15 protein-coding genes are annotated in these 21,075 nt (G+C 64.9%); 8 read left to right on the forward strand and 7 right to left on the reverse strand.

Translation table 11 applies throughout. The features are described 5' to 3' along the window. Positions 1 to 12: 12 nt before the first annotated feature. The 3 genes from CK215_RS11540 to CK215_RS11555 all read right to left on the reverse strand — a co-directional run bounded on the left by CK215_RS11540 (position 13) and on the right by CK215_RS11555 (position 6,193). The gene (locus CK215_RS11540; RefSeq protein WP_095830998.1) at positions 13 to 3,426 is read right to left on the reverse strand and encodes a helicase-related protein; all 3,414 of its coding nucleotides are present in this window, start codon (positions 3,424 to 3,426) and stop codon (positions 13 to 15) included. Positions 3,427 to 4,149: 723 nt separating this feature from the next. Further along, positions 4,150 to 4,872, reverse strand: a complete 723-nt coding sequence (locus CK215_RS11550; RefSeq protein ID WP_095831000.1) for a beta-ketoacyl-ACP reductase — start codon at positions 4,870 to 4,872, stop codon at positions 4,150 to 4,152. Between the two features lie 133 nt (positions 4,873 to 5,005). Next, a complete protein-coding gene (locus CK215_RS11555) occupies positions 5,006 to 6,193 on the reverse strand; it encodes an acetyl-CoA C-acetyltransferase (RefSeq protein ID WP_067001890.1) in 1,188 nt (395 codons plus the stop codon). Between the two features lie 300 nt (positions 6,194 to 6,493). Between CK215_RS11555 and phaR the strand changes: the two genes are divergently transcribed. Next, entirely contained in the window at positions 6,494 to 7,087 is a 594-nt protein-coding gene (phaR, locus tag CK215_RS11560; protein WP_067001892.1) for a polyhydroxyalkanoate synthesis repressor PhaR, read from the forward strand. Positions 7,088 to 7,090: 3 nt separating this feature from the next. Here the strand turns inward: phaR and CK215_RS11565 are convergent, their stop codons facing one another. Then, positions 7,091 to 8,242: a citrate/2-methylcitrate synthase gene (locus CK215_RS11565; RefSeq protein WP_095831001.1), complete on the reverse strand. Its 1,152-nt coding sequence runs from the start codon at positions 8,240 to 8,242 to the stop codon at positions 7,091 to 7,093. Between the two features lie 93 nt (positions 8,243 to 8,335). Here CK215_RS11565 and CK215_RS11570 point away from each other — a divergent pair, with 93 nt between their 5' ends. The 6 genes from CK215_RS11570 (at position 8,336) to CK215_RS11595 (ending at position 17,343) form a co-directional block, all read left to right on the forward strand. Further along, a complete protein-coding gene (locus tag CK215_RS11570) occupies positions 8,336 to 9,421 on the forward strand; it encodes a citrate synthase/methylcitrate synthase (RefSeq protein ID WP_095831002.1) in 1,086 nt (361 codons plus the stop codon). Between the two features lie 201 nt (positions 9,422 to 9,622). Then, the gene (locus CK215_RS11575) at positions 9,623 to 10,753 is read left to right on the forward strand and encodes a patatin-like phospholipase family protein (RefSeq protein WP_095778120.1); all 1,131 of its coding nucleotides are present in this window, start codon (positions 9,623 to 9,625) and stop codon (positions 10,751 to 10,753) included. Positions 10,754 to 10,871: 118 nt separating this feature from the next. After that, positions 10,872 to 12,293: a coniferyl aldehyde dehydrogenase gene (locus CK215_RS11580; RefSeq protein WP_067001899.1), complete on the forward strand. Its 1,422-nt coding sequence runs from the start codon at positions 10,872 to 10,874 to the stop codon at positions 12,291 to 12,293. 368 nt (positions 12,294 to 12,661) lie between these two features. Then, on the forward strand, positions 12,662 to 13,834 hold the full coding sequence (locus CK215_RS11585) for an efflux RND transporter periplasmic adaptor subunit (RefSeq protein WP_095831122.1): 1,173 nt from the start codon (positions 12,662 to 12,664) through the stop codon (positions 13,832 to 13,834). 74 nt (positions 13,835 to 13,908) lie between these two features. Continuing rightward, the gene (locus CK215_RS11590; protein ID WP_095831003.1) at positions 13,909 to 17,085 is read left to right on the forward strand and encodes an efflux RND transporter permease subunit; all 3,177 of its coding nucleotides are present in this window, start codon (positions 13,909 to 13,911) and stop codon (positions 17,083 to 17,085) included. Positions 17,086 to 17,184: 99 nt separating this feature from the next. Continuing rightward, positions 17,185 to 17,343 (forward strand): DUF3309 family protein, encoded by a 159-nt coding sequence (locus CK215_RS11595; protein WP_040991775.1) that lies wholly within the window; start codon positions 17,185 to 17,187, stop codon positions 17,341 to 17,343. Between the two features lie 64 nt (positions 17,344 to 17,407). Here CK215_RS11595 and CK215_RS11600 read toward each other — a convergent pair whose 3' ends face one another. Then, entirely contained in the window at positions 17,408 to 18,364 is a 957-nt protein-coding gene (locus tag CK215_RS11600; RefSeq protein WP_095831004.1) for an SDR family oxidoreductase, read from the reverse strand. Between the two features lie 96 nt (positions 18,365 to 18,460). On the opposite strand from CK215_RS11600, the gene CK215_RS11605 reads away from it, so the two are divergent. Continuing rightward, positions 18,461 to 19,375, forward strand: a complete 915-nt coding sequence (locus tag CK215_RS11605; protein WP_095831005.1) for a LysR family transcriptional regulator — start codon at positions 18,461 to 18,463, stop codon at positions 19,373 to 19,375. Here the strand turns inward: CK215_RS11605 and CK215_RS11610 are convergent. Together CK215_RS11610 and CK215_RS11615 are read right to left on the reverse strand one after the other, a co-directional pair. Then, on the reverse strand, positions 19,333 to 20,514 hold the full coding sequence (locus CK215_RS11610) for an MFS transporter (RefSeq protein WP_067001910.1): 1,182 nt from the start codon (positions 20,512 to 20,514) through the stop codon (positions 19,333 to 19,335). The genes CK215_RS11605 and CK215_RS11610 overlap by 43 nt on opposite strands. Before the next feature lie 228 nt (positions 20,515 to 20,742). Beyond that, positions 20,743 to 21,051 carry a DUF1244 domain-containing protein gene (locus CK215_RS11615; RefSeq protein WP_067001913.1) on the reverse strand — a complete coding sequence of 103 codons (309 nt, stop codon included), beginning with the start codon at positions 21,049 to 21,051 and terminating at the stop codon, positions 20,743 to 20,745. Between the last annotated feature and the right edge of the window lie 24 nt (positions 21,052 to 21,075).

Raw genomic sequence — 21,075 nt, forward strand, 5'->3', positions numbered from 1 at the left:
GACCGGCCGAGGCTATTTCTTCAGCTGGTCGCGCAAGGCGGCGAGCTTGGCAAAGGGTGAATCCGGATCGAAGCGCTGCGGACGCTCCTCGCGCGGCTTGCTCTGGAAGGTCGGCTTGCTGCCGCCCGCGGCATTGCCTTTGCCGTCCTGCCTGTTGCCTTTCCAGTCCGGCCGGCCCTCGCGGCGGCCCCCCTCGTGGCGATCGGCACGTTCGCCCTGCGGCCTGCCTTCGCGCCGTTCGCCGCCTTCGCGTTCCGGTCTCGGCTTGAACTTCGAGCGGTCGAAGCGCGGCTTGCCGGCCCCGTCGCGCTGGTCGCGGCGGCCCTCACGGGCTGGCCGATCGCCGGCCTGGCCACCCGTGGCACCCGCCTGGCCATCGCCTGTCGCCTGGCCGTTGCGCGGACGATTGTCGCGGCGATTGTCATGGCGGTGGCGCGGGCGCGAATGGTCGAAGCGCGCCTGCCGCCACAGCAGGATCGGCTTCGGCTCTTCCGGCTCGGCGGGGGGCTCTGCGCCTTCACCGCTTTCGCCCTCGTGGAGAGCGCCGGCGTCGGCGGTGTTGGTGCCGTCTGCATCGTCGGCGCCGTCAGCCCCACCCGCGTCGCTTCCCGCCGCGACCTCCCCCATCGAGGTGGAGGCGTCGGCGCTTTCAGCCGACCCAAACGCTGCTGCAGCGTCCACCGCTGCGGCGGCCTCCACAGGCGGAGCCTCTTCCGCGACCGCAGCCGACGCTTCCGCCGGGTCTTTCGCGTCAGGCTCCCTCGCGGCTTCCGCGATGGCGTCGGCAGGAACTACAGCGGCAGCCGGCTCGGATCCCTCGATCGTTGCCTCTGCAACCCTGTCGGTTGCCACGGCGTCCGTCTCTGCCGCCTGTGCAGCACGCGCGGCCTCTTCCGCCGCAAGCTTCGCAGCGGAGGCCTCGCGGGCGGCATTGTCCAGCGCGTCGAGCTTGGCCTTCACCTCCGCCGCCGGCTTCGGTTCGGCGCGATAGCCAAGGCCTTTGAGGATCTCTTCCATGTCGTCGGCGGTGGCGCCGAGGATCGACATCATCGGCGGCGTCACCATGAAGGCGTGGCCGTCATAGGCGCCGTCCGGTCGCTGGCCGAGACCGGGCTTCCAGTTGGTCGCGGGGCGAATGAGATCGGCCAGCCGCTCTAGGATATCGACGCGCACGGCGCGGCGGCCGAGATTGCGATAGCCGGCGAGCTTGTAGAACGTCTTGTCGAAAGCAGGATCGATGACCACCGAGGTGCGGCCCGATGCCAGCGCATGCACCACGTCGCCGAAGCCTGGCTTGTCCTTGCCGTCGCTCTTAAGCGCCCAGAGCAGCGTCACCAGCCCGGCCGGCGCCGGCTTGATCAGCGCCGGCACGAAGACGTGGTAGGCACCGAAGCGCACGCCAAGGCGCCGCAGGGCCGCCCGGCCTTCCTGGTCGAGCGACTTCATTTCCTCGGCGATGTCGCGGCGGTTGATGAGGCCGAAATGCTCGACGAGCTGGAAGGCGATACCGCGCGCGATGCCGGTGAGCTGCTCGGCGTTCTTCAAATCGACCAGCGGCTTCAAGAGCGACTCGATCTGGAAATTGACGAAACGCTCGGCGCGCGCCGCGACCTTGTCGCGGGCAGGGCCGGTGAGCTGTTCGTCGGCAAGCAGCACAAGGCGCGGCTTCAAGGCCTCGTCGCCGGCAACCAGGGTGCCGATCGGCGCGCCGATCCAGCGCAGGACACCGTCCGAACCCAATGCCAGATCGCCATTGGCGCAGGCGGCGAAGCGCTCGGCGCGCGCCTCGAACTCAGCCGCGAGCGCCTTCTGGGCAGCGGTGCGCACCGCCTTGGCGTCCTCGCCGCCGGCGCTCTGGTCGGCGGTGAAGCGGAATCCCTGCAGCTCGCCGACGTGATGGCCCTCGACGAGCACGGTTCCGGTTGGGCTGATTTCAGCTTCAGGCATGGTATTTTCTCTAAGGCGCCGCATGAGGACGGAAGTCCTGCGGTCTACGAAGCGTTTCGTCAACCGCTCATGCAGCGCATCCGACAATCTGTCTTCGATTTCGCGCGTCTTTTCCTGCCAGTGTAGCTGATCGGCCAGCCAGCCCGGTCGGTTGGAGACGAAGGTCCAGGTGCGGATCTGGGCGATCCGGTGCGACAGCGTGTCGATATCACCATCCGTGGTGTCGGCCCGCCGCACCTGTTCGGCCATGTAATTCTCATCGACATGGCCATGGCGTGCAAGGTCCATGTAGATCGAGGCGATGAGGTCGGCATGCTGGGCGGGCGCGATCTTGCGGTAGTCCGGCAGCGCGCAGGCTTCCCACAGCAGCGCCACGCGCTCCCTGCCGGTGGCAAGCGTCCTGATGTCGGCGTCGCGCGACAAATGTTCCAGCGCCTGAGCGTCGACCGCCGGCAGTGCCCGGGTCAGCCCTTCGACCGGCGCGTTGGTCTCGATCGAGCGTTTCAGGGCATCGAGGCTGGCAAAATCGAAATCGGCGGTGCGCCACTGCAGCACCTTCACCGGGTCGAAATCGTGCGCCTCGATCTTCTTGACCAGATCCTCGTCGAACGGATCGACCTGGCCGGTAACGCCGAAGGTGCCGTCGCGCAGGTGTCGGCCGGCACGCCCCGCGATCTGGCCTAGCTCGGCGGCGGTCAGGTTGCGGTATTGGTAGCCGTCGAACTTGCGGTTCTGGGCGAAGGCGACGTGCTCGAGGTCGAGGTTCAGGCCTATGCCGATGGCATCGGTGGCGACCAGATAGTCGACGTCGCCCGACTGGAAGATCTCCACCTGGGCATTGCGGGTGCGGGGACTGAGTGCGCCGAGAACGACGGCAGCACCGCCCTGCTGGCGGCGGATCAATTCGGCGATGGCATAGACCTCGTCGGCGGAGAAGGCGACGATCGCCGTGCGCCGCGGCAGGCGGGTGAGCTTCTTCGAGCCGGCGTAGGCAAGATGCGACAGCCGCGGCCGCGTCACCACCGAGACGCCCTTCAGCAGGCGTTGCAGGATGCCGTGCATGGTGGCGGCGCCCAGAAGCAGCGTCTCCTGGCGGCCGCGCAGATGCAGGATGCGGTCGGTGAAGATGTGGCCGCGTTCGAGGTCGCCGGCGAGCTGCACCTCGTCGATGGCGACGAAGGCGGCATCGGTCTCTCGCGGCATCGCCTCCACGGTGCAGACGGAATATCTCGCGCTCGCCGGCACGATCTTCTCTTCGCCGGTGACCAGCGCCACCTTGCTGGCGCCGACCTTCTCGCAGACGCGCGTATAGACCTCGCGGGCAAGGAGCCTCAGCGGCAGACCGATGATGCCGGTGTCGTGCGCCACCATGCGCTCGATGGCGAGATGGGTCTTGCCGGTGTTGGTGGGGCCGAGCACGGCCGTCACGTCGCGGCCGGAAAGGATCAGCGGCTGGGAGGGTTTCGGCTGGATATTCATCGGCTCGGAAATGAGGCTTTCTGCCGCTTGTTGTCGGGGACGCGGCGGTGCCGCCGCGTGTGACAGGGCACACATAGGGATTTCAGACGCGAAGCGAAAGCGGAATGTTCCCATCAAGAGATGGCGCGACGACAGGCAAGGTCAAAATCCGCGGCCGATTAACCGTTGGAACGAGTCTGGAACGAATCGGCGACGAATCACTGACTCGCTCTGATTCAGGTTTTGTTCACGGCTATATGTGGATTTTTTGACCATGAGTCTCACCACATGCTGAATCTGTGAACTGGCCCGTTTCGTGCTTAGCTCGCGCTGGTTCTGGAGCGTCGTTAACCTTTGCGGGAGAGCGACCGCGACGGACTCGAGCGCGGCCGCCAACATTATGAAATGGTTGATCTTTCCTAACCGGCGTTAATCTTTTTCGGGCTATTTGCGGCGTGGCGTGTTAACTTTTCGGCCAAAGCCGGAACGAATCGGCGACGAATCAGCGATCTGCAAAACTTCCTGTTTTGTTCACCCCTAGATATGGTGTTGTCCAAAGCTTGTGCACCGAAAATCCACAGCTTGTGAACCGGGTTTCCCACAGGGCGCGGGGAGGCCGTTAACTTTTGCGTGCCAAATTGAGGCATGCCCACCCGGTGCCGCCGCTGCGCAGACAAAAACAGGCGGCCCGTTTGCGGCGGGCCGTCTGCCATCGGTGTCAGAAGAGTTCAGGCCAGTAAGATCTCAGGCGAAATACTGGCCGCCATTGGCGCTTATCGTCGAGCCGGTGATGAAGCCTGCGTCTTCCGAGGCGAGGAAGACGACGCAGCGCGCAATCTCCTCCGGCTCGCCGAGACGGCCGACCGGGATCTGAGCGATGATCGATTCCCGCACTTTTTCCGGCACGGCCATGACCATGTCGGTGGCGATGTAGCCGGGGCAAACAACGTTGACGGTGATGCCGGCGCGGGCGCCTTCCTGGGCAAGCGCCTTGGTGAAGCCGATATCGCCGGCTTTCGAGGCCGAATAATTGACCTGGCCCATCTGGCCTTTCTGGCCGTTGATCGAGGAGATGGTGATGACGCGGCCGAACTTCCTATCGCGCATGCCGTTCCATAGCGGATGCGTCATGTTGAAGACGCCGGAAAGGTTGGTGTCGATGACCTCCTTCCACTGCTCGCGAGTCATCTTGTGGAACATGGTGTCGCGGGTGATGCCGGCATTGTTGACCAGCACCGAGACCGGGCCGAGATCAGCCTCGACTTGGGCGATGCCGGCGGCGCAAGCGTCATAATCGGCGACCGACCATTTGTAGACGGGGATGCCGGTCTCGGCCTTGAATTTCTGGGCCGCCTCGTCATTGCCGGCATAGTTCGCGGCGACCGAATGGCCGGCATTCTTCAGGGCCACCGATATCGCCGCACCGATGCCGCGCGATCCGCCCGTGACGATTGCTACCTTGCTCATGCATTTCCTCCCTTTGGTCGGAAGAGCGAATAGGGAGTGGCGAATAGCGAGTAGAGATCCTATGTCCCGTGGCGCAACGCCATTTCCCCTATTCGCTACTCCCCATTCGCTATTCGCTCAGTTCGCCATTCGCTCAGTTCAAGGCTTCCACACACATCGCAACGCCCATGCCGCCGCCGATGCAAAGCGTCGCGAGGCCTTTCTTTGCGCCGCGGCGGCGCATCTCGTAGACCAGCGTGTTGAACACGCGGGCGCCCGAGGCGCCGATCGGATGGCCGATGGCGATGGCGCCGCCATTGACGTTGACGATCGAGGGATCCCAGCCCATGCCCTTGTTGACGGCGCAGGCCTGCGCGGCGAAGGCCTCGTTGGCCTCGACAAGATCGAGGTCCTTGGCCGACCAGCCGGCCTTCTCCAGCGCCCGCTTCGAGGCCGGGATCGGGCCGGTGCCCATGATCGCCGGATCGACGCCGGCGGTCGCCCAGGAGGCGATGCGGACCAGTGGGGTGATGCCGCGCCTGGCAGCCTCGGCCTCGGTCATCAGCAGCGCGCCGGCGGCGCCGTCATTGATGCCCGAAGCATTGGCGGCGGTGACGGTGCCGTCCTTGTCGAAGGCCGGCTTCAGCTTGGTCATGGCATCCAGCGTAGCGCCGTGGCGGATGTATTCGTCCTGGTCGACGATGGTGTCGCCCTTCTTGCCCTTGATGGTGACGGCGACGATCTCGTCCTTGAACTTACCGGCCTTCTGCGCCGCCTCGGCCTTGTTCTGCGAGGCCAGCGCGAACTCGTCCTGGACTTCGCGGGTGATCTGGAACTGACGAGCGACGTTCTCGGCGGTGTTGCCCATATGGTAGCCGTTGAAGGCATCCCATAGGCCGTCCTTGATCATGGTATCGATCATCTTGTAGTCGCCCATCTTGACGCCGGCGCGCAGGTGCTGGGCGTGCGGCGACAGCGACATCGATTCCTGGCCGCCGGCGACGATCACCTTGGCGTCGCCGGTGGCGATCTGCTGCATGCCGAGCGCAATGGCCCTCAAGCCCGAGCCGCAAACCTGGTTGAGGCCCCAAGCAGTCGTCTCCTTGGGCAGACCGGCATTGATGGAAGCCTGGCGGGCCGGGTTCTGGCCCTGAGCGGCGGTCAGCACCTGACCCAGGATGACTTCGTCCACCTCCGCCGGGTCGACCTTGGCCCGCGCGAGCAATTCCTTGATGACGACCGCGCCGAGCTCGTGCGCGGGCGTGGCGGCGAAACTGCCGTTGAAGGAGCCGACTGCTGTGCGGGCTGCGCTGGCGACGACGATTGAATTGGAAGCGGACATTTTCTTCTCCAGGCTTCGAGGTGTCGTTAGGCTATCCTTGGAGACTTTCTTGCCCGTTCAAGCACCTGAGTCAAACCGGAAATCGGCATGGCCGCCATGCGCGGCAAGCAAGTCGAGCGCTTATCGTGACGGCGTGGCCATCGCGCTGCAGCACAATTTGGCCCGCCCTTTCGGCATTAATTGATGCCGCACTGCACAAACCGCTTGGAATTGTGACGCTTTTGCGCATATCCTCGACAAATGGCGCAATCGTTACCGGCCGCTTACTGTGAACGCGCCGGTATCCTGGGGAGGATACGGATGGCCGCAAAAGACGACCCGATCGTCATCAAGAAATACGCCAACCGCCGGCTCTACAACACCGGCACCAGCACCTATGTCACGCTCGAAGATCTGGCCGAGATGGTCAAGAAGGGCGAAGAATTCACCGTGCAGGACGCCAAGACCGGCGACGACATCACGCATCCGGTGCTGACCCAGATCATCTTCGAGCTGGAGAACAAGGACGGGCAGAACATGCTGCCGATCCCGTTTCTGCGCCAGCTGATCTCCTTCTACGGCGACCAGATGCAGATGATCGTGCCGAGCTTCCTCGAACAGTCGATGATCGCCTTCTCCAAGGAGCAGGAGCGTTTCCGCGAGCAGCTGAAGGGCGCCTTCGGCAAGACGCCGATCGACATGATGAAGACGCCGATGAAGGCGCTGGAGGAACAGACGCGGCGCAACGTCGAGATGTTCCAGAACGCGATGCGCATGTTCACGCCGTTCCCGTCAGCCGGCCCCAATTCCGCGGCGCCCGCCGAGCCGTCGAAGAAGGACGAGAAATCCGACGACCTGCAGGAATTGAAGGCGCAGATCGCCGCCATGCAGCGCAAGCTCGACACCATGTCGTGATGGCTAGCCGTCAGGTGTTCCTGCAGGGCCGTCATAGCGGGCTCGCGGCCTGATCGGCCTGTTGCTCGTCACCTGCTCGATGGCATGCGCCGTCCAGCCGATGCTGCGACCGAGCGCGAACAGGCGAAAGGGCGCGTCGGCGGGGAGATTGAGGCTGCGCGTCAGCGCGGCCAGCGCGAAGTCGACATTCGGGCGCATGCCTGTCGCGGCAAGGACGGCGTCGCGCAGATGCAGCAGACCGTCAGCGATATCGAGGTCGGGCAGCAGAGCCTCGGCGCGCGGATCGCCTTCGGGGTAAAGCTGATGGCCGAAGCCGGGCAGCGGCCGGTCGTGGGCCAGCCAGCGCGCGATCGTCTCGTCCGGCCCGAGCCGCTCGGCATCCTCGACCAGGGCGATGGCCGCGGCGCCGGCGCCGCCATGACGCGGGCCGGTAAGGGCAGCGAGCCCGGCAAGCAGGCAGGCCACGATCGGCGCGCCGGTCGAAGCGGCGACGCGTGCGGCGAAGGTCGAGGCGTTGAGCTCGTGATCGGCCAAAAGCACCAGCGCCTTGCGGATGAGATCGGCACCGGCAGCGTCGACCGACCAGCCGCGCGCCAGCCTTTCATGCACCGGCTCCGCCCCCGGGCTTGCACCGAGTGACGTCGCGAGCACGCTGGTGGCGCTGGCGCCATCCTGCTGCAGCATGCCCGGCCTGCGGGCGAGCGAAGGCCGGCCAGCCGCGGCAAGCGCCGACAATCTTGCAAAGGCCGTCGGGGTGCCGCTCTCGCGAACGATCGAAGGCGTCAGCGATGCGAAGGATATCGCGGCGCCGGATGCCCAAAGCAGGCTTGCTGCCTCCTCCAGCGTCGCTGTCGCGGCAAGCGCAACGGCATCCTTGCCGCGATAAACGAGGCGGCCGTGCAGCACGGTCGAGATGGCAGTGGTGATCGCTGGCTCGCCCCAGGCGATGGCGCTTTCGGCGATCGCCTGGGGGCTGCGCCCGCGCGCCCGGCGGGTGGCGAGCGCGGCTATGTCGTCGGCTCGATACTGGCTGCGGCGCGGATCGGCCCCGTCGGGCCGCATGCCGATGCGGCCGCGGCTGACATAGGCGTAAAGCGTCTGTGGCCGGACCTTGAGCCGCGCCAGCGCTTCCTCCCGCGTCAGCCATTCGGACAAGTCCGCACCGCCTCATATTGATTCAGTTGATCAAGATTGATGCGTTGATTGTAGAGCATTAACTGCAGTGCACAAAGGGCCAAGGAGACAGTCATGGCAAATGGGCTCGATGATGTTGTGGCGGCGGAGACGGTTCTTTCCGATGTCGACGGCGCGGGCGGCCATCTCACCATCCGAGGCCATTCGTTGGCGGAACTCGCCGGGCACTGGCGCTACGGCCAGGTGGTCCGCCTCTTGTTCGACGGGTTCTTTGACGAGCTTCCCGGCGACGACGAGCTGGAGAAGGCGATCGGCAATGCGCGTGTCGAGATGTTCGAACGGCTGCAGCCGATGCTCGCTGAACTTCCAGCGCTCGACGTCTACAGCGGTATGCGCGCCGGCATCGCCCTTCTGCCCGACGGCGAGTCGCTCGCCGACGCGCTCCGGCTGATCGCGGCGCCGGCGGTGCTAACTCCGGCCCTGCTGCGGCTCGGACGCGGCGAGAAGCCTCTGACTCCGGACGCACGCGCCGATCATGCCAACGACATGCTCCGAATGCTCTCCGGCACGCCGTCGCCGGCCCTTGCCAAGGCGCTCGATACGTATCTGGTGACAGTCTGCGACCATGGGCTCAATGCCTCGACCTTCGCAACGCGGGTGGTGGCGTCGACGCAGGCGGGCTTGACCTCGGCGATCCTGGCCGGGCTCGGCGCGCTCAAAGGCCCGCTGCATGGCGGCGCGCCGGGGCCGGTGATCGAGATGCTCGACGCGATCGAGGCGAGCGGCGACGCGGCCGCCTGGCTGCGAAACGAGATAGCGCGCGGCGAGCGCATCATGGGCTTCGGCCATCGCATCTACCGCGTACGCGACCCGCGTGCCGACGTGCTGAAAGCCGTCGTGCGGCGGCTGGGCACACGAAATGAGTCCGGCCGCCGGCTGGCCTTCGCCGAGACGGTGGAGCAGGCGGCACTCGACGTGCTCAAGGTCGCCAAGCCGCAACGCTCGATCCAGACCAACGTCGAATTCTATACCGCGCTCCTGCTCGAAGCCGCGGGCTTCCCGAAGGAGGCGTTCTCCAACGTCTTTGCCGCCGGCCGCGTCGCCGGCTGGATTGCGCATGCGCGCGAGCAGCAGGCGACCGGACGCCTGATCCGGCCGCAGTCGCGCTATGTCGGGCCGGTGCCCGATCTCGTCGCCTGACGCCGCGAGCAAACCCTAATGCAATACTCCGCGTCCGGCAGCGGACAGTTTTTTCATGAGCGAAATTTCACCCGATCACGCTTGTGTGCTCGTGTTCTTGCCTTGGTCCGTCCTTATATGCTGCGCTGCAACATAGGCTGACGGCAGCGGTCCCGCTCCAATGACGCAGGGGCAGGCCGGCACATCGAGACAAGGAACGCCATGGCGAAGAACGGCAAGGCGGGGGACAAGAAGAAGATCAACATCGCGCTTCAGGGCGGCGGTTCGCACGGCGCCTTCTCCTGGGGCGTGCTCGATCGTTTGCTCGAAGACGGGCGGCTTGAGATCGCTGCCGTGTCCGGCACCAGCGCCGGCGCGATGAATGCGGTGGCGCTGGCCGACGGCTTCGTGCGCGGCGGCGTCGAGGGCGCGCGCACAAAGCTCGATGATTTCTGGCGTGCTGTGGCCTCGAAGGGGCGGTTCAGCCCGGTGCAACGCATGCCGTGGGACGTGGTCTGGGGGAACTGGTCGATCGAGAACACGCCCGGCTATTTCTTCTTCGACACCATGTCGCGGGTCTTCTCGCCTTACGTCGCCAATCCGCTCGGCCTCAACCCGCTGCGCGATGTGGTCGAGAAGGAGATCGACTTCGGCAACGTGCACGCCTGCAAGTCGATGGAGCTCTTCATTTCGGCGACCAATGTCGAGACCGGGCAGCTGCGCGTCTTCTCGGATGGCGAGATCGACCTCGACACGGTGATGGCGTCGGCCTGCCTGCCGCAATTGTTCCGCGCCGTCGAGATCAAGGGCGTGCCCTATTGGGATGGCGGCTATGGCGGCAATCCGGCGCTCTATCCCTTCTTCAAGACTGCGGCGACCGAGGACGTGCTGCTCGTGCAGATCAATCCGGTGGTGCGCGAAGGCACGCCGAAGAGTGCCAACGAGATCCAGAACCGCATCGACGAGATCACCTTCAATGCCGGGCTGCTGCGCGAATTCCGCTCGATCGCCTTCGTCAAGGAACTGATCGCGGCGGGACGCCTGCCGCATGGCGAATACCGCGACATCCGCATGCACCGCATCGATGCCGACGAGGCTTTCAAGGATCTGTCGGCCTCGTCCAAGGTCAACGCCGAATGGGCCTTCCTCGCCTATCTGCGGGACCTTGGCCGCAGTGCGGCCAGCGACTGGCTGGAGGAAAACTACGACGCGGTCGGCAGCCGACCGACGCTCGACCTCTCGGGCGAGCTCGACGACGGCTTCAAGCCGATGCGCGGCCCGGCCCCGGGCCGGCGGGTCAAGGAATTCCTCGCCGCGCGCATCAAGCCAGAGTCAGCGCGCCGGCGAGCCTAGTTGCCCAACCCTGTCGCACGTTTCAGCAGGCGCTGAGGTTTCCCTTGCGGAACCGGCGATATGCTGGATTCACCTCCGTCGCGCGAGTAGTTTACCTCGACGTAAACGGGAGGCAGCGATGCTGCAGACCAGACAGAACTCTCTCGGGGTCAAGTTTGAGGCGCAGTGCAGGGCCTTCGAGAAGGACCCCTTTCCTGGCCTCGCAGTGCGCAAGGATCGGCTGAAGCGGCTGCTGGCGCTGACCGAAAAGCATGAAGCCGAGATCTGCACGGCGATCGACAGCGATTTCACTGGACGGGCGGCGCAGGAAACGCGGCTTGCGGAACTGTTCGTCGTTCGCGCCGGCATCAAGCACGCCATCCGGCATCTGCGCGGCTGGATGCGCGAGCGCCGCGTCGCCACCAGCCTGCCGTTCCTGCCGGGGCGCAACCGCCTTCTGCCGCAGCCGCTCGGGGTCGTCGGCATCGTCTCGCCCTGGAACTATCCGTTCCAGCTTGCCATCGCGCCGGCAACTGCCGCTCTAGCCGCCGGCAACCGGGTGCTGCTCAAGCCGTCCGAGCTGACGCCGAACTTTTCGGACCTGCTCGCCCGGTTGGTCGAAGAGCATTTTTCTTCCGACGAGATGAGCGTTGTGGTCGGCGATGCCGAAGTCGGCAAGACATTCGTGTCCATGCCTTTCGATCATCTCCTGTTCACCGGCTCCACCGCGGTGGGCCGGCAGGTGGCGCTAGCCGCGGCCGCCAATCTGACGCCGGTGACGCTCGAACTTGGCGGCAAGTCGCCGGCGATCTTCGATGCGTCGTGCGATCTCGACGCTGCGGTTGCGAGCGTCGCCTACGGCAAGCTCTTGAATGCGGGCCAGACCTGCATCGCACCCGACTATCTGATGGTCCCGCAAGGGCAAGGCGCGGCGATCGCCGCAAAACTTGCCGGCGCGATGACGCAGCTCTATCCGCGCCTGGGCGACAATCCCGACTACACGGCGATCATCAGCGAACGGCACCAGCGGCGCCTGAGCGACATGATCGCCGAGGCGCGCGAAAGCGGCGCCGATGTCACCGAGGTCAACCCGGCAAATGAAAGGCTCGGCTGGAGCGACCGCAAGATGGCGCCGGTCCTGGTCAGGAACGCCGGCGAGAGTTTGCGGCTGATGCGCGAGGAAATCTTCGGGCCGGTGCTGCCGATCGTTGAATACGGCGCGGTAGATGAGGCAATCGATCACGTGAACCGCGGCGAGCGTCCGCTCGCCCTCTATTGGTTCGGCAAGAACAGCGCCAATCGCCAAAGGATCATGCGAGAAACCGTTGCCGGCGGCGTGACGATCAACGACAGCATGATGCATCTGGTGCAGGAACGGCAGCCATTCGGCGGCGTCGGCGAGAGCGGCATGGGCGCCTATCACGGCGAATGGGGTTTCCGCACCTTCAGCAAGGAAAAGCCGATCTTCGTCCAATCCAGGCTGAGTGCCGGGGCCCTGCTCAGGCCGCCTTATGGCCGCACATTCGAGCGGCTGTTCCGCTTGCTCAACCTGATCACCTGATCGGATTTATTTTCGGATTGGGCGCGTCCTCTGATTGCCGCATGCCAATGCGACATGTCATTTCGCAAAAAAATTCTTCATCATACTGACGCCTGCTGCCATTGAGTGTCCGATCGGCTGAAAAACCGGCCCCGATTGAGAAAAGCCAAGCAGTCCAGCATGTAAAACGCGGAAAAAACCAGCGCCCCAAGCTCGGCGGCGCAATAATCCATCAAAGTTTCTGACTGTTTTGCGCAACGGCTTTGCGGTAGAAGCGCGCTTCGCCGATCACGGCAAATTGAAGATGGCTCCGCGCGCCCCCATATCGGCCGCGCGCCCGGGGATCGAAACCGTCGACCTCGCCCAAGCCTGCAACGGAAAAAATGACGATGCCGAAAATCAGGTTTCACAAGCTTGCAGCCATTGCTGTGCTGATCGGATCCGCTGCCTGGATGGCAACGGGCGAGTTCTCGTCCGTGGGCAGCGCCGCCGATCACCAGAAGGAGGGAGAAGCAGGCAAAGCCGCGCAGTCCGGCGCCGAAAAGCCGAAGACGGCGGAGGCCGAGCCGAAGGCAGCATTGCGCACCGTCGCGGTGGTGACGCCGCCGCGCAAAACCTTCGCGCGGGCGATACGGATCTCGGGCCTGACCGAAGCCGACAAGCGCGCTGTGCTTGCTGTCCGCGTCGCCGGTGTCATCGACAAGCTCCCGGTCAAGCAGGGCGATCACGTCAAGACCGGCGACCTCGTGCTGATGCTTGCCGCCGAGGAGAAGCTCTCGAATGTCGACAATGCCAGGCAGCTGCTGGCGCAGCGCAAGGCCGAGCTCGACGCAGCCGAGCGGCTGGCCAAGACCGGCAACCTGCCCAAGCTGCAGCTCGACACTGCTCGGTCGAACCTGACGGCGGCGCAGTCCATGCTGGAGACCGCGCAGGCCGAACTCGACCGCAACGAAGTGAAGGCGCCTTTCGACGGCGTCATCGACCGCGTGCCGGTCGAGCTCGGCAGCTCGGTGATGCAGGGCGGCGAGGTGGCCACCATCCTCAAGCTCGACCCGGTGATCGCGCGCGGCGAGATCAGCGAGCGCGACCTGCGCTACATCAAGATCGGCGACCAGGCCAACGTGCGCCTTGTCAACGACCTGAAAGTCACCGGCACGGTCCGTTACATCAGCCGTGACGCCTCCTCGCAGACCCGCACCTTCCGTGTCGAGGTGGCCATCCCCAATGCCGACGGCTCCATCCCCGCCGGCATGACGGCCGAGATCACGCTCAGCGCCCAGCCGACCGATGCGGTCATGCTGCCGCGCTCGGTGGTGACGCTGGGCGACAAGGGCGACCTCGGCATCCGCGCCGTCGGCAAGGACGACAAGGTGGCGTTCTTCCCGATCGACCTCGTCGACGACACGCCGAAGGGCTTGGTGCTCGGCGGCATCCCGCAGGACGCGCGCATCATCGTCGCCGGCCAGGAACTGGTGAAGGAAGGCGATCTGGTGAAGCCGGTCGAGGCCGACCAGGCAACCATCAACAAGCTGATCAGCGAAGCCTCCGCCGGCACGCAATAGCGCGGCCGCAGCGCCGGCTCGGCCGGCGCCGCTGGCCAATGTCGCGGCTTCCAGGGAAACAGCAGGCATAAGTCATGGACATCGTCAGACTCGCCATTCACAACGCCCGCCTCACAATATCGGCGCTGATGTTCCTGCTCGTCGCGGGCTGGGTCGCCTATCAGTCGACGCCGAAGGAAGCGGAGCCGGACGTTCCAATTCCGATGATGTATGTCAGCCTGATCTACCAGGGCATTTCGCCGGAGGACTCAGAACGGCTGCTGCTCAGGCCGATGGAAAGCAAGCTCAAGAGCCTGAAGGGGCTCAAGGAGATGCGCTCGGCCGCCTTCCAGGGCGGCGGCTACGTGCTGGTCGAGTTCCAGCCGCAGACCAACCTGGCCACCGCGCTGCAGGACACGCGCAGCAAGGTGCAGGACGCCAAGGCCGACCTGCCGCAGGCGGCGGAGGAGCCGACCGTCACTGAAGTCAACGTATCGGAATTCCCCGTTCTCGTCGTCACGCTTTCCGGCGACGTGCCGGAGCGCGTGCTGACGTCGGCGGCGCGCGAATTGCGTGATCGCATCGAGGAGGTGCCGGGCGTGCTCGAAGGCTCGCTGCAGGGCGCGCGCGACGATCTGGTTGAAGTCGTCATCGATCCCGTGAAGCTCTCCTCCTACGGACTCCAGCTCGATCAGGTCATCCAGGGCGTCGGCGCCTCCAACAGCCTGGTCGCGGCCGGCAATCTCGAAGGCTCCGAGGGCAAGTACGCGGTCAAGGTGCCGTCGCTGATCGAGACGCCCGAGGACGTCGCCAAGCTGCCGGTCGTCGCCACGCCCAATGCCGTGGTGCAGGCCAAGGACGTCGCCACCATCCGCTCCACCTTCAAGGACGCCGAGACGGTGACCCGCCTCGACGGCAAGCCGGCGATCGCCATCGAGGTGAAGAAGCGCATCGGCGCCAACCTGATCGACACGCTGAACCATGTTCGGGAAGTGTCCGACACCTTCATCAAGACGATGCCGGAAGGCATGCACGTCACCTACACGCAGGACAAGTCGGTCTTCGTCAACCAGCTTTTGGGCGACCTGCAGAACCATGTGATGATCGCGGTCATCCTGGTGTTCATCGTCATCCTCTACGCGCTGTCGGGGCGCGCCTCGCTGCTCATCGGCCTTGCCATTCCGTCGTCCTTCCTGATCGGCATCCTGCTGCTTGCGATGATGGGCTACACGATCAACATGATCGTGCTGTTCAGCCTCATCCTGGCGGTCGGGATGCTGGTCGACGATGCCATCATCGTCACTGAATTCGCCGAGCGGCGCATGAGCGAGGGCATGCCGAAGGCCGATGCCTTCGCGCTAGCCGCCAAGCGCATGGCCGGCCCGGTCATCGCAGCGACGATGACGCGCATCGCCGCCTTCTCGCCGCTGCTCTTCTGGCCCGGCATCATCGGCGACTTCATGAAGTACATGCCGATCACGCTGATCGTGACGCTGTCGGCCTCGATGCTCTATGCGCTGGTCTTCGCGCCGACGCTCGGCGCCATCTTCGCCAAGGCGCCGGCGCATCACGAGGACAGCGATCGCGACGGCTGGTATATGGCTCTGGTCAAACAGGCGGTGCGTTTCCCGATCACCGTCATCCTGCTCACCGTCGGCCTGCTGGTCGGCGTCGGTTTCGCCTATTCGAAATACGGCGCCGGCGTCGAGTTCTTCCCCAGCGTCGAGCCGGATTACGGCCTGCTCTATGTGCATGCCCGCGGCAACCTTTCGCTGGCCGAAATGGACGCCGCAACCAAGACGGCGGAAAGCCGCCTGCTCGGCTGGCCGGGCGTGAAATCGGTCTACACGCGCGTCGGCAAGACGCAAGGCGGCGGCCAGGACATCCCGGAAGACGTGGTCGGGGTGATCCAGTACGAATTCGTCGACTGGCGCGAGCGCAAATCCGCCAACCAGATCCTCGACGATTTGCGTGGCGTCATGGCCGGCATTCCCGGGGTCGATGTCGAAGTGCGCGTGCCCGAGGCCGGCCCGCCGACCGGCAAGCCGATCCAGATCAGGCTTTCGGCCGCCGACCCGGCCGGGCTCGACGACAAGGCGCGCGCCGTCGCCGCGCGCATCGCCAAGATCCCCAACGTGATCGATGTTTCCGACGGCCTGCCGCCGCCCGGCGTCGACTGGGCGCTTGAGGTCGATCGCGCCAAGGCGGCGCAATACGGCATCAGCCCGACCTCGGTGGGCACGGTGGTGCAGCTGGTGACGAACGGTCTCAAGCTGTCGGAGTACCGGCCGGCCGGCGCCGACGACGCCGTCGACATTCGCCTGCGTCTGCCGGAAGACCGGCGCACGCTCTCGACGCTCGACGAGCTCAGGGTGCAGACCTCGCAAGGCTCGGTGCCGATCTCGAACTTCGTGGTCAGGAAGCCCGAGCCGACAGTCGGCGTCCTCAACCGCATCGATGGCGCGCGCACCGTGGTGGTGCAAGCCAATGTCAGCGCCGGCGCGCAAGTGGCAGCGGTGCAGGCGGAAGTCACCAAGGCCGTGGCCGACATGGATCTCGGCAGCGGCATACGCTGGAAGCTCGCTGGCTCCAACGAGGACAGCGCGGAAGCGAGCGCTTTCCTCAGCAAGGCTTTCGGCGCCGCGATCTTCCTGATCTTCCTGGTGCTGCTCGCGCAGTTCAACAAGTTCACCAGCGTGTGGCTTGTTCTCTCCTGCGTCGTGATGGCGACGATCGGCGTGTTCCTCGGGCTGCTTCTGACAGGGGAGGCCTTCGGCATCGTCATGTCGGGCATCGGCGTCATTGCGCTTGCCGGCGTGGTGGTGAACAACAACATCGTGCTCATCGACACCTATGACCGGCTGCGCGAGGAAGGCTGGGACAAGATGGATGCCGTGCTGCAGACCTGCCGCGAACGCGCCAGGCCCGTGGTGTTGACGGCGGTCTCGGCGATCCTCGGCGTGCTGCCGATCGCCTTCGGCCTCGGTCTCGAAATCTTCCATCACGAGACGACGATCAACGCGCCATCGACGCAATGGTGGATTTCGCTGTCATCGGCGATCGTCTTCGGCCTGTCCTTCGCCACCTTGCTGACGCTGGTGGTGACGCCCTCGATGCTGATGGTGTTCACCCGCGCCAAGGTGAAGCCCGGCGCCCGGCGTGGCTGGTTCGGCCGCCTGTTCCGCCGCGGCAAGGGCGAGCTCTCGACAGGCGAGCCGGTAGCGGAAGCCAATGCCGAGCCGGCGGTCGCCTTCCCGAAAGCCGCCGAGTAGGGCGACTTCGCAACTCAGGTACATGGAAGCCGCTCGGGAACTACCGGGCGGCTTTTTGCATTGTTCCCTCGAAGTTCAACCAGACGGCGAGGGTTTTCAATGACGATCGGTACAATTCTCGTAATAATCCTGATCCTGATCCTGATCGGCGCCGTGCCGGCATGGCCGCACTCGCGGTCTTGGGGCTATGGGCCTTCGGGGATTGTGGGAGTCATTCTGGTAGTGTTGCTGATCCTGCTTTTGATGGGCAGGATCTGAACCGACGACGATTTGCGGCCGGGCCTTGAAGTCCGGCCGTTTTCATCTTGAGGTTGTTCTTTGCTCAGGCGGCCTGACGCATGGGCGCGACGGCTATGCCGATGTCTTGCATGGCTTCCGCCACTGCTCGGGCGAGCGGGGTGTGCGGGATTTCGCCGATGACCTTTTCCAGGCGCGCTGACGCCAGCTGGTGCGGCTCGAAGCGCAGGTAGGACATCGAGACGATCTCGCGCCACATGGTTACGAACGGGCTGCCGGCGCGCAGCACCCACCAGGGCATGAAGGTGAGTTTCAGCTTGCGGCCGAGCGCCTTTTCGGCGGCGGCCTTGATGTCGAGATCGGTGACGGCGTGGCCGGGGAAATTGATGGCCTCGTAAAAGCCGAGCTTATCGAGATTGCGCGCCAGTGCGACAAAGGCCACCGCGAAGTCGGGCAGATAGGCCCATTCGTGCACGAGCTTGGCCGGGCCGGCGGCGGTGTAGACCCCCTTTTCCATCTTGGCGGCGACGACGAGATCGAACCAGCCGCCGCTGCCGGTGCCGCCGAAGAAGTCGCCGGCCCTAAGCAGAATGGTGCGCACGCGGCCCGCATCGGCTTCGCGACGGAAAAGCTCCTCCATGGCGACGCGGATGCGGCCCTTCTCGGTGGTAGGATGGAAAGGCGTTTCCTCGGTGATCACCTGCGGCATCGGCGAGCCGTAATTATAGACAGTGCCAGGGAAGAGATGCAGCGCGCCGTTCGCCCGACAGGCTGCCATGACGTTCTCGGCCATCGGCAGGCATTTGTCCCAGTCGGTATAGATCGGGTTCAAGCCATTGAAGATGATGTCGACGTCTCGCGTGGCGCGGATCAGCGACTGGCGGTCCAGAGCGTCGCCGGCGACGGCAATAGCACCCTTGAGCTCGGCCGGCACCTTGCCGGTGCGGGTGACGGTGCGGACGTCGAAACCGGCGTCGATGAAGGCCTTGGCAACCACGCGTCCGAGCCGGCCATTGGCGCCCAGAATTGCGATCTTGGTCATTGTTCGTCTCCGTTGTTTGCGTTTGCTCGCTTAATCTGACGTCTTCAAACCCGAATGGAAATTGACTAAGATTGGCACTCTGTTATTCAAAAACGAATGAATGAATTCGACTGGAATCTGATCAAGAGCTTCGTCGCGGTGGCCGAGACCGGCAGCCTTTCGGCCGCCGCGCGCAAGCTCGCATCAAGCCAGCCGACGCTCGGCCGCCACATCGCCGAGCTGGAGCAGGCGCTCGGCGTCACGCTGTTCCGGCGCGGGCGGCGCGGCTACGAACTGACGGAGGCAGGCAGCGCACTCTACGGGCGCGGAAAGGCAGTCAGCGAGCAGGCCAATGCATTCTCATTGCTTGCGCTGGGCTCGGTCGAGGCGATCGAGGGTACGGTGCGCATCGCTGCCTCGGAGGTGGTTGCGGCCTGCGTGCTGCCGCAGATCACGGCGCGCCTTGGCGAGGAAGAGCCGGGCATCGAGGTCGAGATCGTCGCTTCCAACCAGGTCGAGAACCTGCTGCGGCGCGACGCCGACATCGCCATCCGCATGGTCAGGCCGGCGCAGAACGAGCTGATGGCGCGCAAGGTCACCGATATCGCGCTCTGCATATGTGCTGCGAAATCCTATCTCGACCGACATGGACGCCCGCAGAAGCCGAGCGATCTCGTCGACCATCCTTTGGTCGGTTTCGACCGCAGCGATGAGATCGTTCGCGGCCTCACCGCGTTTGGCATCCCGGTCAGCCGCAGCAACTTCCGCTTCAGGACCGACAACCAGATCGTGCTGTGGGAGGCGGTGCGGGCCGGCAATGGCATCGGCATCGGCCAGGAGCCGCTCGCTAGCCGCGATCCTCGACTGGAGAAGCTGTTGCCGGAGGTTCCCTTGCCCGAGCTGCCGGTGTGGCTTGCAATGCACCGTGACGTGCGCACCAGCATGCGCATCCGCCGCGTCGCGGATTTTCTGCATGAAGAGCTGAAGCGCTACTCCGCCGGCGCAGGCTCGGCGGCGAATTCGGCGCGGTGAGCCAGGTTTGCCATCAACAGCACGACGACCAGCAGGCCGGAAAGCGCGACGAAGATCGGGCCGAAGCTCGAATGCTCGGCGACGAAGCCGATCGCCGACGGCGCCACCAGGATTCCTGAATACCCCATGGTGGTCACGACGCTCATGCCGGTGCCGGAAGACAAGCCTTCCTGGTTGCCGCCGGCCGAAAACAGGATCGGCACCATATTGGCGATGCCGAAACCGCAGAAGGCGAAAGCGGCAATGGCAAGATAAGGCGAGGGGGAGAGGCCGGCCACGAACAGGCCGGCGGCAGCGACAAGCGCCGAGCCGCGCAGCGTCGCCACCGCGCCGAAGCGGTTGCGCACGCCGTCGCCGAGAAAGCGCATGAGCGCCATGACGCCGGAGAAGGCAGCATAGGCGAGGCCGGCAATCGCAAGGTCGGCGCCGAGCTCCTGCTGGAGGTAGAGCGCGGCCCAGTCGAGCACGGCGCCCTCTGAGACCATGGTGAGCAGCGCCATCAACCCGACCAGATAGACAATTGTGTGCCGCGGCAGCGTAAATTTCTGATGCCCGGCGGCCTGCGGCCTGTCGTCGGCGATGAGGTAGCCAACAGCAAAGGCGATGACCAAAAAGGCGAGCGCCGTCACCGCAATCGCATGCGCGAGATAGCCGTAGTTCTGAATGGAATAGCCACCAAGCGCGCCGCCGGCGAAGCCGCCGAGGCTCCAGAAGCCATGCGAGGACGACATGATGGCGCGGGAGAGCCGTCGTTCGACGATCACCGCGTTGGAATTCATGGCGACGTCCATGCCGCCGATCGAGCCGCCGAAGACGAGCATCGCGAGGGCCGCGAGCGGCACGTTGGGCGCAAGTGCCACGACCAGCAGGCCGAAACTGCCGCAGATGCCGAACCAGCGCAGCACGGGGCGCGAGCCGTGCCTGGAAATGAGATGGCCGCACCAGGTCATCGCCATCACCGCGCCGACACCAAACAACAGGATCAGCAGGCCGAGCGTGAATTTCGAGATGTCCAGCCGGGTCAGAAACACCGGGATCTGCGGCGCCCAGCTGCCGGTGAGAAAGCCATTGGCCAGGAAAATGCCGGCAACGGCCCAGCGGCCGCGCGTCGCGGCTTGCCTTGTGGTTTGCACGCTCATGGTTTGAAGTCCGAATGCTTTGCGCGGCAAATTAGATCGATTCAATTTGTAGTCAAGAAGCGCTATGGCAGAAGCGTTGGACCAAGAGGCGCGGACCTGTGAGGAATGGGCCCTACTTTGGAGATTTGGCCGAAACGCCTCCTTCGCCATCCATGGGCGAGCAGGAGCGAAGCGACGCGCGCAGACCCTGGGATGACAAAGCAGCAGGGGCGAGCCAAATAGGACCGTTCAATGATCCTTCGGCCGCCTGGCCTCGAACTCAGCCTTCTTGGCCTCGGAGGCTTCGGTCTGGTTGAGCGCCTGCCATTGGGCATAGGGCATGCCATAGATGATCTCGCGCGATTCGTCCTTTGTCAGCGCAATGCCGTCGGCCTCGGCCGCCTCGCGATACCAGTTCGACAGGCAGTTGCGGCAGAAGCCGGCCAGGTTCATCAGGTCGATGTTCTGGACGTCACCGCGTGCGCGCAGATGCTCGACCAGCCGGCGGAAGGCGGCGGCCTCGAAATCGCGTTTCCGTTCTTCGCTGAGTTCGGTCATTTCGTGGTCCCCGGCCTCTCGGCC

It is taken from the genome of Mesorhizobium sp. WSM3864 (assembly GCF_002294955.1).
Classification (GTDB): domain Bacteria; phylum Pseudomonadota; class Alphaproteobacteria; order Rhizobiales; family Rhizobiaceae; genus Mesorhizobium.

What these genes read in the sequence shown, in the direction of transcription:
- CK215_RS11540 (WP_095830998.1), bottom strand. Translation starts at nt 3,426, where the DNA reads ATGAATATCCAGCCGAAACCCTCCCAGCCGCTGATCCTTTCCGGCCGC.
- CK215_RS11550 (WP_095831000.1), bottom strand. Translation starts at nt 4,872, where the DNA reads ATGAGCAAGGTAGCAATCGTCACGGGCGGATCGCGCGGCATCGGTGCG.
- CK215_RS11555 (WP_067001890.1), bottom strand. Translation starts at nt 6,193, where the DNA reads ATGTCCGCTTCCAATTCAATCGTCGTCGCCAGCGCAGCCCGCACAGCA.
- phaR (WP_067001892.1), top strand. Translation starts at nt 6,494, where the DNA reads ATGGCCGCAAAAGACGACCCGATCGTCATCAAGAAATACGCCAACCGC.
- CK215_RS11570 (WP_095831002.1), top strand. Translation starts at nt 8,336, where the DNA reads ATGGCAAATGGGCTCGATGATGTTGTGGCGGCGGAGACGGTTCTTTCC.
- CK215_RS11575 (WP_095778120.1), top strand. Translation starts at nt 9,623, where the DNA reads ATGGCGAAGAACGGCAAGGCGGGGGACAAGAAGAAGATCAACATCGCG.
- CK215_RS11580 (WP_067001899.1), top strand. Translation starts at nt 10,872, where the DNA reads ATGCTGCAGACCAGACAGAACTCTCTCGGGGTCAAGTTTGAGGCGCAG.
- CK215_RS11585 (WP_095831122.1), top strand. Translation starts at nt 12,662, where the DNA reads ATGCCGAAAATCAGGTTTCACAAGCTTGCAGCCATTGCTGTGCTGATC.
- CK215_RS11590 (WP_095831003.1), top strand. Translation starts at nt 13,909, where the DNA reads ATGGACATCGTCAGACTCGCCATTCACAACGCCCGCCTCACAATATCG.
- CK215_RS11595 (WP_040991775.1), top strand. Translation starts at nt 17,185, where the DNA reads ATGACGATCGGTACAATTCTCGTAATAATCCTGATCCTGATCCTGATC.
- CK215_RS11600 (WP_095831004.1), bottom strand. Translation starts at nt 18,364, where the DNA reads ATGACCAAGATCGCAATTCTGGGCGCCAATGGCCGGCTCGGACGCGTG.
- CK215_RS11605 (WP_095831005.1), top strand. Translation starts at nt 18,461, where the DNA reads ATGAATGAATTCGACTGGAATCTGATCAAGAGCTTCGTCGCGGTGGCC.
- CK215_RS11610 (WP_067001910.1), bottom strand. Translation starts at nt 20,514, where the DNA reads ATGAGCGTGCAAACCACAAGGCAAGCCGCGACGCGCGGCCGCTGGGCC.
- CK215_RS11615 (WP_067001913.1), bottom strand. Translation starts at nt 21,051, where the DNA reads ATGACCGAACTCAGCGAAGAACGGAAACGCGATTTCGAGGCCGCCGCC.